This window comes from Streptomyces sp. NPDC001351 (assembly GCF_042896045.1).
Lineage (GTDB): Bacteria > Actinomycetota > Actinomycetes > Streptomycetales > Streptomycetaceae > Streptomyces.
Genome location: NZ_JBIAWS010000004.1, coordinates 168,822 through 183,658, shown reverse-complemented (window position 1 = coordinate 183,658; position 14,837 = coordinate 168,822). Strand labels below are relative to the sequence as shown.

Here is a 14,837-nt window from a genome sequence, read left to right as displayed (position 1 = left end):
GATACCGTCCCCGCCAACGGCCGGTTTCCCTCCCTGGTCCGCCACAGGTCAATAACGTTACGTCGCTGAGAGGTTGGAGCATGCCGGACGACGCCGCAGCTGCCCGGGCCGCCGCCGAGGAGGAGTCGGCGTTCTCGCACCCGGCGGTCGACCCCGACTCCACCGCCGCGTACGGTGACCACCCCGACCAGCTGGTCGACTTCTACGCCCCGCGCACCGACGTGGTGCCCGGCGCCCTAGCCCCGCTGGTCGTCGTGCTGCACGGCGGCGCGTGGCGGGCGCCGTACGACCGCCGGCACATCTCGCCGTTCGCGGACTTCCTGGCCCGGCGGGGTTTCGCGGTGGCCAGTGTCGAGTACCGGCGGGGGAGTGCGATCCCGGCCCAGGGCGGCAGCCCTGTCGCGGGCCGCTGGCCGGAGACCTTCGACGACGTCGCGGCGGCGCTGGACGCGCTGCCCGCCCTCGTGCGGGAGTCCCTTCCGGGGGCCGACCCGCGCCGCATGGTGATCACCGGGCACTCGGCCGGCGGGCACCTCGCCCTGTGGGTGGCGGCCCGCCATCTGCTCCCCGTCGACGCCCCCTGGCGCGTCGACCGCCCCGCGCCACTGCGCGGGGTCGTCGCCCTGGCCCCGATCGCCGACTTCGAGGTCGCCGAGAAACTGGACGTGTGCGGGGGCGCTTCGCGTCAACTGCTGGGCGGTGAGGAGAAGTTCGCCGAGCGGCGCCCGTACGCCGACCCGTCGCTCCTGCTCCCGACGGGCATTGCGACCACCCTGGTCCAGGGCCGCACGGACGTCACCGTGCCGCAGGCGGTCGCCGAGTCCTACGCCGACGCGGCAGCGAAGGCCGGCGAGGTCGTGGGCCTCACGCTCCTGGAGGACGTGGGCCACTTCCCCCTCATCGACCCGGCGGCGGACGCCTGCGCGGTGGTCGCGGAGGAGATCGCCCAACTGGCCTGGTGACCCTGCCCCTTCATACCCGTAGTACCTGAGAGCTACGACCCAGGACAGCTCCCTGGCGTGACGCGGGCGACAGGTAACCCTCCGTAACTTCCCTTCCAGGCAAGCCCGATGGCCGGGCGAACTGGAAGGGGGGCCCGACCATGGGGCTGAAGACGGGGGCGGAACTCTCGAGCCTGCGGGCAATCGTGCCGCCTGAGGCGACATCGTCTGGCGGCTCAACCCGCCGTAGCCTGCGGGCAATCGTGCCGCCAAGGGCGGCTCCCGACCCAAAGACAGGCGGCACCCGGCCAGTGCCGGCAAGCGACACCCCGCCACCCCAGCCCCAGCGCCGCCGCACCCACAGATGGCGCCGAGCCACCCTCGCAGCGCTCATCACCGCCGCCGTCGTCGCCCCCCTCTCGGCCGCAGCCCGACCGCAGATCCCCGCCCCACCCCCAGCAACCCTCGCCCCCCTCACAGCCACCACCCTCGACGCGGCCTACAAGGCCAACCGCACCAACGCCGCCCAAGCGTCCCGCATGGCCGCAGCCCACGGCGACCACCAACGCGCCGCGGCAGACCGAGCCATGGCCACCCCCTCCCGCCACCTCCTCGCCTACGACGGCCGGGGCGAGGGCCAGGCCACGGAGGTCTTCGGCGACCTCGCCACCGCCACCCGCATCGCCGTCCTGGTCCCGGGCTCGGACACCTCCCTCGACACCTACGACCGCTTCCGCGCGACGGCAATCGCCCTGCAGGACCGCCTGGCCCGGGAGGCCCCGCAAGGCACCCGCACCGCCGTCGTCGCCTGGCTCGGCTACACCACCCCCGGCACGGTCAGCACCACGGTCCTCACCACGGACCGCGCCGACCAAGCAGCCCCCCGCCTGCGCGAGTTCATCACTGAGGTACGCCACATAGCAGGCCGGAAGGCCGGCATCTCCCTCCTCTGCCACTCCTACGGCACGGTCGTCTGCGCCCGCGCCGCCCCCGGCCTGGACGTGCAGGACATCGCCCTCGTCGGCAGTCCCGGCACCGGCGCGGACACGGCGACGGCCCTGCACACAAGGGCCCGCGTCTGGGCGGCCCGCGGCTCCGACGACTGGGTCGCGGAGGTCCCGCACGTGAGGGCGGACCTGTTCGGCTGGACGGTCGGCTTCGGCACGGACCCCGTGTCCCCGGCCTTCGGCGCCCGCGTCTTCGCGGCGGGCCCCGGCGGCCACAGCGACTACTTCAGGCCGGGCTCGGTCTCCCTGGCCAACCTCACCCGCATCGTGCTCGGCGACACCAAGGAGGTGACCCGTGCGTGAGTCGAGCGTGCGCCACGCGTGGGACGGCATACGACACGGCGCGGTAGGACGGGACGCCGTACGAGAGAACGCCGTACGAGAGAACGCCGTACGAGAGCGACAGGGCACCGTACGACAGAGCGCCCTGCGAAAGTCCGCCGAGCGGATCGACGCCGCCACCCCCGCCGACCGCGACCGCGCCGTGGACGCCCTGCGCGCCTTCGCGATCCTCGGCGTCGTCCTCGGTCACTGGCTGGTCACGGCCCTGGTGGCGGACGGCGGCTCCCTGCACGCCTCCAGCCCCCTCCAGCACATGCCGTGGCTGGCCCCGATCTCCTGGGCCTTCCAGACCCTGGCGGTGTTCTTCCTGGTGGGCGGCCATGTGGCCACCCGCAGCTACACGGCTGCCCGAGCCAAGGGCACGCCGTACCGGCAGTGGCTGACCGCCCGTCTGTCGCGACTGTTCACACCGGTGGCCGCCGTACTCGTCCTGTGGACGGTCGCCGCGACCGCCCTGTTCCTCTCGGGCGCGGACCTCGACACGATCCACACGCTGGTCAAACTGGCCCTCTCCCCCCTCTGGTTCCTGCTGGTCTTCGCGGCACTGACCGCGGCGACCCCGCTCCTCACCCGGCTCAACCCGCTGTGGCCGCTGGCCGTCGTCCTCCATGTGGACCTTCTCCGTTTCGGCCTCGGCGCCCCGCAGAGCCTCGGCTGGGTGAACCTCGCGGCGGGCTGGCTGGTGCCGTACACCCTGGGCGCGGCCTGGACCCGCGGCGAACTGGAACGCGCCCGCGCGGGCTGGATCCTGCTGACCGGAGGCGCGGCGGCGACGGCCCTGCTGGTCGCCTTCGCGGGCTACCCGGCCTCGATGGTCGGCGTCCCGGGGCAGACGATCTCGAACCTGAACCCGCCCACCCTGGCCGCGGTCACCTTCGGCCTGGCCCAGTGCGGCCTGGCCCTGCTGCTGCGCGACCGGCTGCGCCGCACCATGCGCCGGCCCCTGGCCTGGGCGGCGGTGGCCTTCGTGAACCTCTCCGCGATGACGATCTTCCTCTGGCACCAGACGGCCATGATGGCGACGACGGCCACCGCCCTCCCGGCCGGTCACCTGCCCGGCCTGCACACCTCTCCGGACGGCCTCGGCTGGGTGGCGTTCCGGCTGGCCTGGCTCCCGGTGTTCGCCCTCGCGCTCACGGCCTGCTGGACGGCCTTCCACTCCTGCGAACGCGGGGGCCCGCGCGGCAGAAGCACCGGCCCCTCCCGGGTGATCCGCCGCCACGGCGGCCCGGACGGGACGGCAGCGAGGAACGCCCATCGTGTCTAGGGTTGGCCGCGTGACGGAGACGGGGGGCCGGCGGGTGTTCGGGGGGCGCGATCTGCGCTGGCTGCGCGTGCTCCGGGACGACCTGTGGACGGCCCGCGCGGATCCGTTGCCCTCCTTCGGGCGGCTGCGGCGGGTCCCGCACGGTGTGCTGTGCTTCGCCGCGTTCTGGATCACGTTCGGTGGCACGGCGCAGCTCACGGACAACGGACGTCTGGGCTTCGGCTCCGGCTTCCCGATCGCACTCGCGCAGGGCGGGGCGGTGGCGCTGGCGCTGTGGCGGCCGGTCGCGGCCTGGTGGCTGGCGACCACGGGCTCCGTCCTGGGAGCGGTCGCGGTGCACTTCAGCCTGACCGGCGGCGCGGCGCACGACTTCACCTGGCCCTGGACCGCGGCCGGGATCATCGCCCAGTTGCTGGTGCTGCTGCTGCTCGCCCTGCGCGTGCGTACCCGCGTGTCCGTGGAGGCACTGTCCCTGACGGTGCTCGTCACCCTTGTCCTTCAGGGCGTGTGGGAGTCGCCGCACCCGCAGTCCGGCGACCCGCAGCAGTCGACGGGCCCGCTCGCGATCGCCCTGTCCGCCGTCGCCGTCCTGCTCGGCATCGCCCTGCGCAGCCGACGCGAGGCCCGCGCGGAAGTCGGCCGGCTGACCACCCTCACCGCCGAGGAGCGCGCCCGGCGCACCCTTCTGGAGGAGCGCAACCGCATCGCGCGCGAACTGCACGACGTGGTCGCCCACCACATGTCCGTGATCTCCATTCAGGCCCAGGTCGCCCCGCACCTCGTCGAGAACCCGCCCGACGAGCTCAGGGAGAACCTCGAGGGCATACGGAACAACGCGCTGGAGGCGCTGACCGAACTGCGCCGGGTGCTGGGCGTGCTGCGCTCGGAGGACCCCGGCGCGGACGCACCGGCCGACGGCGGCAACGACCCGCACAGCCCGCAGCCCACCCTGGACCGGCTCGACGCGCTCGTCGAGAACACCCGCGCCGCCGGTCTGGCCGTGACCACACGGACCACGGGGGAGCGGCGCCCGCTGCCGTCGGGTGTGGAGCTGTCGGCGTACCGGATCGTGCAGGAGGCGCTCAGCAACGTGCTGCGCCACGCACCCGGCGCCAGCGCGAGCGTCGAAGTCGCCTACGTCCCCCTCGGGCTGCGCGTGGAGGTCGTCAACTCCCGTCCGCTGCACGAGGCTCCGGTGTCACCGGGCGCGGGGCACGGTCTGCTGGGTATGCGGGAGCGGGCGGCGATGCTCGGCGGCGACCTGTCCGCACAGCCCCGGCCTGACGGCGGCTACCAGGTCTCCGCCTTCCTGCCGGTCGACCCGCGCGCCGCCGGCCCGGACCTGCCCGATGCCCCCGACCCCGCCCCCGACCCGAAGGACGACTCCGCATGACGAGCAGCAGCAACAGCCCCATCCGGGTAGTGATCGCCGACGACCAGCAGATGGTCCGGCAGGGCTTCACCGTGCTGCTCAACACCAAGCCGGACATCGAGGTGGTCGGCCAGGCGGTCGACGGCCTGGACGCCGTCGCCAAGGTCGCCGAACTGGCCCCGGACGTCGTCCTCATGGACATCCGCATGCCCGAGCTCGGCGGCATCGAGGCCACCCGCCGCATCACCGCCGAGACACCGCACATCAGGGTGCTGGTGCTCACCACCTTCGACCTCGACGAGTACGTGTACGAGGCGCTGCGCGCGGGCGCGTCCGGGTTCCTCCTCAAGGACGCGTCGGTGGACCAGCTGGCCGAGGCGGTACGGGTGGTGGCGGCCGGCGACGCGCTGCTCGCGCCCGGCATCACCCGGCGGCTGATCGCCCAGTTCTCCCGCCTGGACGGCAAGCCCCGGGCCCCGCTGAAGGAACGCGTCGGCGACCTGACCGAGCGCGAGACGGAGGTCCTCGCACTGATCGCGCAGGGACTGTCGAATGCGGAGATCGCCCAGCGCCTGGTCGTCGCCGAGCAGACCGTGAAGACCCATGTGGGCCGCATCCTGGTGAAGCTGGGCCTCAGGGACCGCACGCAGGCGGCGGTGTTCGCGTACGAGTCGGGCCTGGTGCGCCCGTCCGGCTACTGACCCGTCGGGCCCGCGGCCCGTACGCGTAGTACCTGAGAGGGAGGCCGGAGGACCCTCCTCACTGGTGACGACCACGCCTTGCGCCGCGGCCTACCTTTTCATCGTGACCGAGACGCCCCACACGCAGCCGATACCGCCGGAGCCCACCAGGCACCTGGAGCCGCCGGACAGCGCATTCGAGCCGTACAAGCCGCGCAGCCCGGAGTTCAGGGCGGCCTTGGACGCGCTGCGCGGAATGCGTCAGGACCTGTTCCACGACGCGTTCGCATACCGTCCGCTGCCGCGCCTGAGCGCGGACGCACCGTTCGTCCGCCGCTTCTCCGGCCGGTGGCGCGAGTACGCGACCTGGGCGCCGCACGTCCTGATCACCGCGGCCGGCCTCTTCGCGATGCTCATCGCCTCGCACAGCGACTACCGCGGCGCGGACGTCAACCTGTTCCTCAGTCTGCTCGCTCTGGCCCCGGTCCTGCTGACCATGGTGCGGCCCATCGGCGCGTTCTGGCTGTCGATGGCGGCGACGCCGGTGGCCGCGGTGTTCGGCTCCGACTGGGGCGACGAGTGGCCGTGGCTGCCCGGCAGCTTTGTCTGCCATCTGTTCGTGCTCACCATCGTGGCCCTGCGCACCAGGCCGCGCACGGCGGCTTGGATGTGGGTCCTGACAGCGGTGTACAGCGCCGCGGTGGAGCTCTTCCCCGCCGGCAACCAGGGCGCGTTCGGCTCGAACGCCATGCAGATGCTGTTCGTCTCCGCCATGTTCCTCCTCGCCGTCTCTCTCAGGCACATCCGCCGCGAGGCCCGCCAGGAGGTGACCGCCCAGCAGACGGTGACCGCGCACGAGCGTTCCCGGCGCACCCTGCTGGAGGAGCGCACGACGATCGCGCGTGAGCTGCACGACGTGGTCGCCCACCACATGTCGGTGGTCGCCATCCAGGCGGAGGCGGCCCCCTACCGGGTCGAGAACCCGCCTCCGGAGCTGGAGAAGGCCTTCGCCACGATCCGGGAGAACGCGGTGGCGGCGCTCACCGAACTGCGCCGCGTGCTGGGCGTGGTCCGCGCCGAGGACTACGAGGCCCCGGACGCCCCGCAGCCCACCCTCGCCGACCTGGACGCACTGCTCGCCAATGTGCGGGAGACGACGGGCCTGAGCGTCGACAAGACGCAGACCGGAGCGGTACGGGAACTCCCGCAGGGCGTCGAGCTGTCGGCGTACCGCATAGTGCAGGAGGCGCTGAGCAACACCCTGCGCCACGCACCGGGAGCGGCCGCCAAGGTGGAGGTCTCGTACGTCCTCGGGGGCCTCGGCCTGCGCATAGTGAACGGCCCGCCGCCCGAGCCGTCACTGGTCAAGCAGTCCCCCGGCGCCGGCCACGGCATCACCGGCATGCGGGAACGCGTCACCATGCTGAACGGCGAGATGACGGCGGCCCGGACGGACGAGGGAGGCTACGAGGTGACGGTCTTCCTGCCGGTCGCCACCGCAGGCGAAGGAGAAGCATGACGATCCGCGTCCTGATCGCGGACGACCAGATGATGGTGCGCGAGGGCTTCTCGGTCCTGCTCAACGCGATGCCGGACATCGAGGTCGTGGGCGAGGCGGTGAACGGCCGCGAGGCGGTCGACCGCGTCCGCGAACTCGCGCCCGACGTGGTCCTGATGGACATCCGCATGCCGGAGCTGAACGGCATCGAGGCGACCCGCGAGATCGTCGCCGCGAACAGCACGGCAAAGGTCCTGGTCCTGACGACCTTCGACCTCGACGAGTACGTCTACCAGGCCCTGCGCGCAGGCGCCTCAGGCTTCCTCCTGAAGGACGCCTCCGCCCGCCAACTCGCGGACGGCGTAAGGGTGGTGGCCTCCGGCGAGGCCCTGCTGGCCCCCTCGGTGACGAAGCGCCTGATCACGGAGTTCTCGAAACTGTCGGAAGCCCCACGCCCGATGCACTCGGCGATGGCGGCCTACGGCGACCTCACCGAACGCGAGACGGAGGTCCTGGTCCTGATCGCCCAGGGCCTGTCGAACGCGGAGATCGCCGAGCAACTGGTGGTCGCCGAGTCCACGATCAAGACCCACGTCAGCAGGATCCTGGTGAAGCTGGGGCTACGGGACCGGACCCAGGCGGCGGTGTTCGCCTATGAGGCACGGTTGGTGACGCCGGGTTAGGTGCGTCAGACACGAGGGCGAGCGGGCCCTTGGGCCTGTCTCCGTGGCGGCGAGCGGGTGCGGGACGAATGAACCGTCGCGGTCGCCCCGCACACTCGCCGCCGGAGTGGCTCGGCGGTCAGCTGCCGACGAGCATCTGCCAGGTCTTCGGTCCCACCTGGCCGTCCACGCTCAGGCCGTGTGCGGACTGGAAGGCTCGGGCGGCACTGTTGGTGCCGGAGCCGAAGCTGCCGTCGACGGTGAGGCCGTAGCCGAACTTGTTCAGTTCCACCTGGGCGGCTCGGACGGCGTCGCCGCTGGAGCCCTGTTGGACCTGGACGATCAGCGCGGACCAGGTCTGGGGGCCTATCTGGCCGTCGACGCCGAGGCCGTGTGCGGACTGGAAGCTCTTGGTCGCGGCGAGGGTGGCCGGTCCGAACTGGCTGTCGGCGGTGATCGAGGCACCGTGGTCGCGGAGAAGATACTGCGCGGCCAGCACATTGTTCCCGGTGTCGCCCTCAATGACATTCGGCCACGGCGGCGCGACGGTACCGCCGCCCGAGGCACCGTTCCCGGTACCCACGAGCATCTGCCAGGTCTGCGGTCCCACCTGGCCGTCCGCGCTCAGGCCGTGTGCGGACTGGAAGGCTCGGGCGGCACTGTTGGTGCCGGAGCCGAAGCTGCCGTCGACGGTGAGGCCGTAGCCGAACCGGTTCAGTTCCACCTGGGCGGCCCGGACGGCGTCGCCGCTGGAGCCCTGTTGGACCTGGACGATCAGCGCGGACCAGGTCTGGGGGCCTATCTGGCCGTCGACGCCGAGGCCGTGTGCGGACTGGAAGCTCTTGGCCGCGGCGAGGGTGGCCGGTCCGAACTGGCCGTCGGCGGTGATCGAGGCACCGTGGTAGCGCAACAGGTACTGCGCCGCCTGCACGCTGGGCCCCGTCATCCCGTCGGTGATGTTCGGCCACGACGGAAGGATGACGCCGGTGCCGCCGCCCTTGCCGCCCCACTGGCCGAAATCGGCGGCCATCGCCTGGTCGAGGTCCGCGTCCTTCCCGGCGACCGTGATGCCGTTCTGGACCTGCCGCAACTGCGCGCGGCTGTCCCAGTTCCCGCCGGACCACGCGTACGTCTGCCAGCCCCAGGTGATCTTCCCGTTGTCGAAAAGCTCCTTGATGACGTGGTAGCCGCCGTACGCACCGGTGCGAGACCGGCCGATCACCGAGGCGACGCCGTCGAAGTAGGAGTTGAGCGCGGAGTACATCGAGGGCTGAAGGTCGAAGTCCACGCTGAAGTAGATCGGCCGCGACGACGGCATCCCGTTCGCCAGCGCTTGCCGGTTCGCCTCAGTGGCATGCCCGGCCCCCTGGGAGTGAGGGTCGGAGGGGACGCCGCTCTGCCAGGACTGCAGCCCGTCCGACTCCCAGTTGGAGACGATGCCCAGATTCGCGGCGGTCAGGGCCTCGGCCTCGGACAGGGTGAGGACCTTCGAGTTCGGCAGCCAACTGAGGTAACGGCACACGAAGCCGTAGCCGGCGGCGGCGACCGAAGAGGCGGTGAGTGACGCGTCGGAGTAGTCGATCCCGTAGCCGGACGTCGCGGACGCCGCGGACGCCGACTGGGCGAATCCGATGCCGGTCGCGGTGGCCACCGCGGCGCCGCCGGCGAGGGTCAGCAGTCTGCGTCGGGACAAGCGGTGGCCGGGGTCAAACATGCTCATGACATATTCCAATCCTTGGCGTCCGGTTGCGGTGAGCAATGCGGGAGCAGTCGGAAGCAGGCGAAGGTAGCGCTGCAGGTGATCTTTGGGCCCCGGTCCGGCCCGCGTCCACGGCGAGTCGAGATCTGCTGGCATTGCGGGACGGTACGGGCGTTGACCTGCGGGGATCTGCAGCGGCGTGACGGTTGGGCGGGACGGCTGGATCATTCTCTTTCCGGGGTGGGTGACTTGTTCTAGCTTGATGCGCACACTTCATCTCCCGTGGAACGGAACACCGTGCTGTTACGCCGCACGCTGCCGAACCGGATCACGACGCATGTCGGGCTGAAAGCGGCCACCGACTCCGCGGACGGCCGCAACGTCTCCGTGCCGGTCCACCAAAATCGCCCTCGCCCTCGGCGCCGCCGTCGCGCTTGCGGGTCGCGTCCTTCCCCCGGAGGCACCGGTGAGCCATCCCCACGACGCCGGCAAACGGACAGTCTGGTACCGATCGCAGTTCAGCAGTTGGATGATCGCCGTCGGAGTCGTCCTGGCGATCGCCCTCGTCGTGATCGCGGCCATCGACGCCCCCTACCGCACGGTCAGCCTCGTACTGCTGCTCGCGGCGGCCGCATTCCTCGTCACGGGCGGCATCAAGGTGACGGTGTCCTCACATGGCGTCACGGTCGCCTCGGCGCTCGTCCCTTTCCTGCGGCGCAGGATCCCCATCGAACGGATCGTCCACGCGTCGGCACGCTGGACCCGGCCGCTGGAGGTCGGTGGCTGGGGCTACCGGTGGAAACCGGGCCTGAGCGCGGTGTCCCTCCGCGAAGGCGACGCCCTGTGGCTGGAGCTGGTTCGGGGAACACACTTCGTCATCACCGTCGACGATGCCCAGACCGCAGCGGAGTTGGTAAACCAGCATCTCCCCGGAGCCGGTGAGGGCCGCTGACATGATCGTCACCGTCGACCACGCCTCACGCACCCCTCTGGCGGAGCAGATCGCCGCCTGCGTACGCCGAGGGCCGGCCGATGGCACCATCCGCAAGAGTGAACGACTTCCCGGCGCACGCACTCCTGCCGCCACCCTCGGCGTCAACATGCACACCGTGCTGCGCGCCTACCAGCAACTCAACGAAGATCGCCTCATCGAACCAAGGCCCGGCCGGGGCGCCGTCGTCACCGCTCACGCCCGTCCTCCCAGGCCCTTCTGTATAGAAGCCTGCCAACACATCGTCCAGTCGTCCCGAGTCCACGGCCTGACCCATGCAGTACCTCACCCCGGCTGAACCCTGACCGGATTGCTCGACCTATCGTTTATCGATACTATCGAAAAACGATAGGTCGTCTCGGACGGGGGAACCGTGAGCATGAGTTCACTGCACGTCAGGCGCGGCGGGCGTCTGCTTGAAGTGGTCATCGGGGTGGCGCTGGCCCTGGCAGGGCTTTTCGGGGTGCTCCTTCCGCTCCTCGGAGTGACAGGGCGCATCGACCCCATGGACGCACGTGACGTGCGGATCGACGCCGTCACCCGCGTGCCGGCCGCCGTGACGGGCGGGCCCGTGAGGCTACACGGCACTCACCGGGCGGAGATCGCCCTGGCTCATCCGGACGTCCAACAGCGGATACTGCTGGCTCTGCCCGACATCTTCTACGGTGCGCTGCTGATCGTGGTCCTCGCCTTCCTGCTCCGCATGGCCCGTACCCTGCGCGAAGCCGATGTCTTCGTACCGGAGAACGCCCGGCGGCTGCAGGTGATCGCGGCGGCGATCGTGACCATGGGCGTATTCGGCCCTGCGGTGGACGCGATCACCACCCACCTCCTGATCAGCGGCACGGCCGTCAGCCCTGCGGTGCCCTTCGCCTACACTGTCTCCGCCGCGCCCCTGTTCCTGGGCCTGCTGGTGGCGGCGCTGGCCGAGGTCTTCCGGCAGGGCACGCGGCTGCGCGAGGACACCGAAGGGCTCGTCTGATGCCCCCCGAGGACGACCACCGCATCGAGGTCCACCTCGACCGACTGCTCGCGGAGCGCGGCATGACCCTGTCCGAGCTGGCGGCGCGGGTCGGTGTGACGGTGGTCAACCTCTCGGTTCTGAAGAACGACCGGGCCAAGGCCATCCGCTTCTCCACCCTCGGAGCGATCTGCCGGGAACTGGGCTGCCAGCCCGGTGACCTGTTGAGCTACTGCGACTCCTAGACACGGTCGTAGTCCTGCGGCCGAGGTCACGGTGCCGAAGAGGGCGCGTCGCCAGACTCGGGTTCCCTGGTTCCGGGGCCTTGAGGACGCGGGCGTCGATGTCGGTGAAGCTGTTCCGTTTGAGGATGTCCGCCCAGGTCTCGGGGGCGTACTGCCAGCGAAGCACGGTCAGTTCGCGCTCGCGGCCTTCGAGCCACTTGCCCTGCATCTGCTGAGGTCCGTACGAACCAGCGACAGGCTCGGCCTGCGAGAACGCGAAGACTCCGCCGGGCGTCAGCCTCTTGAGGACACTTGGGAGCAGGTCCTCAGGGTTGGTGAACCACACGGCCCCCCCCATACCGAATAGATCGCGTTGTATGTGGTGGAGGTCGAGGTGAGGAAGGCGCAGGCCTCGTCATGGGCGAAGAACAGCCCGGGGGTGTTCTTCCACTGTGGTGGCAGTGGGGCAAGCCGGAGCAGACCGTGAACGAGCTGCTGTCCGCCCTGCGCGTCTTCCCGGGAGAAGTGCGCGACCGCCCTGCGATCCGGCAGATCGTCAGAGACCTCGCCGCGCGGCACCCCATGAGCGGCGTGCGCGAGTTGGTCACAGCGGTGGACGTTGGCGGCTGACCCTTCACGTCGTCGCCGGTTCCTGCAAGTCCGGCAGTTGAAGTGGTCCGGCTCTCCTCGTGGGCGTCATCCATAAATCTGCACTCAGGAGGAGAGTCCCGGGGCCTGGGGCTGCGAAGTGTGACACTTTCCTGGAGAGTGTCACGGTCTGCGCAGCCTGGTTGTGCGGATGTCCTGGCGTGCGGCGACCCTGCCGCGGAACTCCTCGACGAGGCGGGCGACGCCGGAGAACCCGTAGCCCAGGCGGCACGGAGCTCGCCGATCGTGTGCATGGGCGGGAGGTGGCTCATGCCGCCGCCAGTTCGCACCACACGTATTTGCCCCGGTTGCCGTTCCTCGACTGCGGCTGCCAGCCCCATACGTCGGCGCAGGCACGGACCAGGGCGAGGCCGCGGCCGTTCTCGGCGTCGGCGAGGCGGTCCAGCGGGCGGGGTGGTTCTGGCGGCTCGGGGTCCGCGTCCCACGCGCCGAGCCGCAGCGTGCCCGGTGGTGACCAGCGCACCCGCAGTGCGGAGGGCCCCTTCGTGTGCAGTACGGCGTTGGACACCAGCTCGGCCGCGAGCAGCTCCGCCGTGTCGGCCAGGGTGATCAAGCCGTGCAGGGTCAGGATCAGGCGGAGGGTGCGGCGACAGACGGTGACGGCGCGGGGGTCGTGGGGGATGGAGAGGCTGTACTCCCAGCTTTCGGGCATGGGGTAACTCCGTTGAATTGAAGGGGAGTTGTGCGGTGGCGGTGCCGCGGCCGTCATGGCAGGGCGGAGCGGTGCACTTCCGCAGAGTGTTCAATGCGTCACCGACGGTAGAGGAGTAATTACTCCTCACGCAACCTGTTGGCGTAGTCTGACGCCCGAACAGGGCACTGCTGATGGGCGGTTGAGGAGGACGCATGGCGCCGAGGAATCACGCCACTGCGCGGCAAGTGCGGCTGGGCGCCGAGCTGCGTCGCCTGCGGGAGGCGGCCGGACTGAAGGCCCGTGAGGTGGCCGAGCTGCTGAATTCGACCTCGGCTCAGATCAGCCAGGTGGAGCTGGGTCTCTCCGGTGCCAGCGAGGAGCGGGTGCGGCGCCTGGCGGCTCACTACGCCTGCACGGACGAAGCGTTGATCGACGCATTGGTGGCAATGGCTACTGACCGGACGCGTGGCTGGTGGGAGGAATACCGGGGAGTGCTACCGCCGGTCTTCCTGGACACCGCCGAGGCGGAGCACCATGCGAAGTTCCTGCGCGAGGTCGTGATTACCCACGTACCTGGCCTACTGCAGACCGCCGAATACGCCCGCGCGGTGTACACGTACATGATGCCGGACCTGCCGGAGAGTGAGTTGAACCCTCGGGTGGAGCACCGGTTGAGGCGACGTGGGGTTGTCGAGGGAGACACCCCCACCCCGTACGAGACGATCATCCACGAGTTCGCTCTACGTGTCCGGGTAGCGGGCCGCCAAACATCGCTCGCCCAACTCCGGGCGATCCTGGACCAGATCGAGCAGGGACACGTCACCGTACGCGTGATCCCCACCGATCAGGACGGCTTTGCCGGGGCTGAAGCCTCGATGATGTACATCGATGGGCCCGTCCCCCGACTGGACACTGCGCTCAGGGACTCCCCCACCGGGACGGCCTTCATCAATGCCGAACCTCAGTTGAAGCAGCTTCGAACACTTCTCCGTAAGGTGAAGAAGGCGTCGCTTGACCCTGTGGCGTCGCGGGATTTCATTCACCGGTTGGCGAAGGAACTCTGATGAACTGGCGCAAGTCCTCCTACTCCGGCGGCGGCGACGGAAACACCTGCGTCGAGATAGCCACCCTCCCCACCCGCATAGCCGTCCGCGACTCCAAGGCCCCGGCCCGCGCCACCCTCTCCTTCCCGACCGCCGCCTTCTCCGCCCTCATCGACCATCTGAAGGACCAGCCCGAGGACTTCGGTCAGGTGTGACGCGTGGCGAAGATCCTTGCCCGCGTGGCCCCGGGGCTCGTGGTTCTGGTCGGCCCGCCTGCCTCCGGCAAGACCAGCTTCGTACGAGCGCTCATCGCGCGTCGGCAGATAGACCGGGACGCCGTGGTCTCCAGCGACGAGATCCGCGCCGAACTCGTCGGCACCCCACCCACCGAAGCGGCGGACGCTCGGATCTTCGAGGAACGCGACCGCAGGATCGGCGCCCGGCTCGCCGCCGGACAGACCACGATTGCCGAATCCACGAACGTCACCCCACAGGCCCGCACTCGCCTGATCACCATCGCCAGACGTTTCGACGCACCGGTGACCATGCTGCGATTCACCCCCGACCTCGGTGTCCTCCTCCAGCAGCACGCCGAGCGGGACCGTACGGACATCACCGCCGCTGACGTCCGCGCCTACGCCGCCGTCATGGTCCGGCACGCCGGGGCCGACCGACTGCGCTCCGAGGGTGCGGACGCCGTCCACGACGTCCCCGGACGCCCTCAAGGGGTCACGCCCGCCCAGGCCGCAGCTTGCTTCTCCTTCGCACCTTTCTTCGGCACGGCTTGAGCAGGCGTCTTTCCTCAAGGGGAGCTGCCATGTCCGCGACACGGCTACGATTGGCCGAC

At 70.4% G+C, this 14,837-nt stretch carries 17 protein-coding genes; 15 read left to right on the top strand and 2 right to left on the bottom strand.

Annotation, left to right across the window (positions count from 1 at the left end; genetic code table 11):
• Positions 1 to 80: 80 nt before the first annotated feature.
• From ACFY1U_RS15670 to ACFY1U_RS15640, 7 genes are all read left to right on the top strand, one after another.
• Positions 81 to 962 carry an alpha/beta hydrolase gene (locus ACFY1U_RS15670; RefSeq protein ID WP_390694681.1) on the top strand — a complete coding sequence of 294 codons (882 nt, stop codon included), beginning with the start codon at positions 81 to 83 and terminating at the stop codon, positions 960 to 962.
• Positions 963 to 1,252: 290 nt separating this feature from the next.
• A complete protein-coding gene (locus ACFY1U_RS15665) occupies positions 1,253 to 2,251 on the top strand; it encodes an alpha/beta hydrolase (protein WP_390694680.1) in 999 nt (332 codons plus the stop codon).
• A gap of 124 nt (positions 2,252 to 2,375) precedes the next feature.
• Entirely contained in the window at positions 2,376 to 3,557 is a 1,182-nt protein-coding gene (locus ACFY1U_RS15660; protein ID WP_390695213.1) for an acyltransferase, read from the top strand.
• 10 nt (positions 3,558 to 3,567) lie between these two features.
• Positions 3,568 to 4,950, top strand: a complete 1,383-nt coding sequence (locus ACFY1U_RS15655; protein WP_390694679.1) for a sensor histidine kinase — start codon at positions 3,568 to 3,570, stop codon at positions 4,948 to 4,950.
• Positions 4,947 to 5,630 carry a response regulator gene (locus ACFY1U_RS15650; RefSeq protein ID WP_390694678.1) on the top strand — a complete coding sequence of 228 codons (684 nt, stop codon included), beginning with the start codon at positions 4,947 to 4,949 and terminating at the stop codon, positions 5,628 to 5,630. The genes ACFY1U_RS15655 and ACFY1U_RS15650 overlap by 4 nt, the downstream gene beginning before the upstream one ends.
• 103 nt (positions 5,631 to 5,733) lie before the next feature.
• Positions 5,734 to 7,128, top strand: a complete 1,395-nt coding sequence (locus ACFY1U_RS15645; protein WP_390694677.1) for a sensor histidine kinase — start codon at positions 5,734 to 5,736, stop codon at positions 7,126 to 7,128.
• A complete protein-coding gene (locus ACFY1U_RS15640) occupies positions 7,125 to 7,790 on the top strand; it encodes a response regulator (RefSeq protein WP_389072145.1) in 666 nt (221 codons plus the stop codon). The genes ACFY1U_RS15645 and ACFY1U_RS15640 overlap by 4 nt, the downstream gene beginning before the upstream one ends.
• 118 nt (positions 7,791 to 7,908) lie before the next feature.
• Here the strand turns inward: ACFY1U_RS15640 and ACFY1U_RS15635 are convergent, their stop codons facing one another.
• A complete protein-coding gene (locus ACFY1U_RS15635) occupies positions 7,909 to 9,489 on the bottom strand; it encodes a peptidoglycan-binding protein (RefSeq protein WP_390694676.1) in 1,581 nt (526 codons plus the stop codon).
• A 445-nt stretch (positions 9,490 to 9,934) separates the two neighbouring features.
• Between ACFY1U_RS15635 and ACFY1U_RS15630 the strand changes: the two genes are divergently transcribed.
• From ACFY1U_RS15630 to ACFY1U_RS15610, 5 genes are all read left to right on the top strand, one after another.
• Positions 9,935 to 10,420 carry a hypothetical protein gene (locus ACFY1U_RS15630; protein ID WP_390694675.1) on the top strand — a complete coding sequence of 162 codons (486 nt, stop codon included), beginning with the start codon at positions 9,935 to 9,937 and terminating at the stop codon, positions 10,418 to 10,420.
• Between the two features lies 1 nt (position 10,421).
• Positions 10,422 to 10,757, top strand: a complete 336-nt coding sequence (locus tag ACFY1U_RS15625; RefSeq protein ID WP_390694674.1) for a GntR family transcriptional regulator — start codon at positions 10,422 to 10,424, stop codon at positions 10,755 to 10,757.
• Positions 10,758 to 10,838: 81 nt separating this feature from the next.
• On the top strand, positions 10,839 to 11,441 hold the full coding sequence (locus ACFY1U_RS15620; RefSeq protein WP_390694673.1) for a DUF2975 domain-containing protein: 603 nt from the start codon (positions 10,839 to 10,841) through the stop codon (positions 11,439 to 11,441).
• Entirely contained in the window at positions 11,441 to 11,665 is a 225-nt protein-coding gene (locus ACFY1U_RS15615; protein ID WP_390694672.1) for a helix-turn-helix domain-containing protein, read from the top strand. Before ACFY1U_RS15620 ends, ACFY1U_RS15615 begins: the two co-directional genes overlap by 1 nt.
• A 396-nt stretch (positions 11,666 to 12,061) precedes the next feature.
• On the top strand, positions 12,062 to 12,274 hold the full coding sequence (locus tag ACFY1U_RS15610) for a hypothetical protein (protein WP_390694671.1): 213 nt from the start codon (positions 12,062 to 12,064) through the stop codon (positions 12,272 to 12,274).
• 286 nt (positions 12,275 to 12,560) lie between these two features.
• Here ACFY1U_RS15610 and ACFY1U_RS15605 read toward each other — a convergent pair whose 3' ends face one another.
• Entirely contained in the window at positions 12,561 to 12,965 is a 405-nt protein-coding gene (locus ACFY1U_RS15605; RefSeq protein WP_390694670.1) for an ATP-binding protein, read from the bottom strand.
• A 194-nt stretch (positions 12,966 to 13,159) separates the two neighbouring features.
• On the opposite strand from ACFY1U_RS15605, the gene ACFY1U_RS15600 reads away from it, so the two are divergent.
• Genes ACFY1U_RS15600 through ACFY1U_RS15590 form a run of 3 tightly spaced genes read left to right on the top strand, consistent with a single transcriptional unit; the run spans position 13,160 to position 14,778 of the window.
• The gene (locus tag ACFY1U_RS15600; RefSeq protein ID WP_390694669.1) at positions 13,160 to 14,011 is read left to right on the top strand and encodes a helix-turn-helix domain-containing protein; all 852 of its coding nucleotides are present in this window, start codon (positions 13,160 to 13,162) and stop codon (positions 14,009 to 14,011) included.
• The gene (locus ACFY1U_RS15595; RefSeq protein WP_390694668.1) at positions 14,011 to 14,205 is read left to right on the top strand and encodes a DUF397 domain-containing protein; all 195 of its coding nucleotides are present in this window, start codon (positions 14,011 to 14,013) and stop codon (positions 14,203 to 14,205) included. Before ACFY1U_RS15600 ends, ACFY1U_RS15595 begins: the two co-directional genes overlap by 1 nt.
• A 3-nt stretch (positions 14,206 to 14,208) precedes the next feature.
• On the top strand, positions 14,209 to 14,778 hold the full coding sequence (locus ACFY1U_RS15590) for an AAA family ATPase (protein WP_390694667.1): 570 nt from the start codon (positions 14,209 to 14,211) through the stop codon (positions 14,776 to 14,778).
• The last annotated feature ends 59 nt before the right edge of the window (positions 14,779 to 14,837 follow it).

Excerpts from the sequence above, each read along its gene's own strand:
- ACFY1U_RS15605 (WP_390694670.1), bottom strand. The coding sequence starts at position 12,965 with ATGCCCGAAAGCTGGGAGTACAGCCTCTCCATCCCCCACGACCCCCGC.
- ACFY1U_RS15595 (WP_390694668.1), top strand. The coding sequence starts at position 14,011 with ATGAACTGGCGCAAGTCCTCCTACTCCGGCGGCGGCGACGGAAACACC.
- ACFY1U_RS15625 (WP_390694674.1), top strand. The coding sequence starts at position 10,422 with ATGATCGTCACCGTCGACCACGCCTCACGCACCCCTCTGGCGGAGCAG.
- ACFY1U_RS15670 (WP_390694681.1), top strand. The coding sequence starts at position 81 with ATGCCGGACGACGCCGCAGCTGCCCGGGCCGCCGCCGAGGAGGAGTCG.
- ACFY1U_RS15640 (WP_389072145.1), top strand. The coding sequence starts at position 7,125 with ATGACGATCCGCGTCCTGATCGCGGACGACCAGATGATGGTGCGCGAG.
- ACFY1U_RS15635 (WP_390694676.1), bottom strand. The coding sequence starts at position 9,489 with ATGAGCATGTTTGACCCCGGCCACCGCTTGTCCCGACGCAGACTGCTG.
- ACFY1U_RS15650 (WP_390694678.1), top strand. The coding sequence starts at position 4,947 with ATGACGAGCAGCAGCAACAGCCCCATCCGGGTAGTGATCGCCGACGAC.
- ACFY1U_RS15610 (WP_390694671.1), top strand. The coding sequence starts at position 12,062 with ATGGGCGAAGAACAGCCCGGGGGTGTTCTTCCACTGTGGTGGCAGTGG.
- ACFY1U_RS15600 (WP_390694669.1), top strand. The coding sequence starts at position 13,160 with ATGGCGCCGAGGAATCACGCCACTGCGCGGCAAGTGCGGCTGGGCGCC.
- ACFY1U_RS15620 (WP_390694673.1), top strand. The coding sequence starts at position 10,839 with ATGAGTTCACTGCACGTCAGGCGCGGCGGGCGTCTGCTTGAAGTGGTC.
- ACFY1U_RS15615 (WP_390694672.1), top strand. The coding sequence starts at position 11,441 with ATGCCCCCCGAGGACGACCACCGCATCGAGGTCCACCTCGACCGACTG.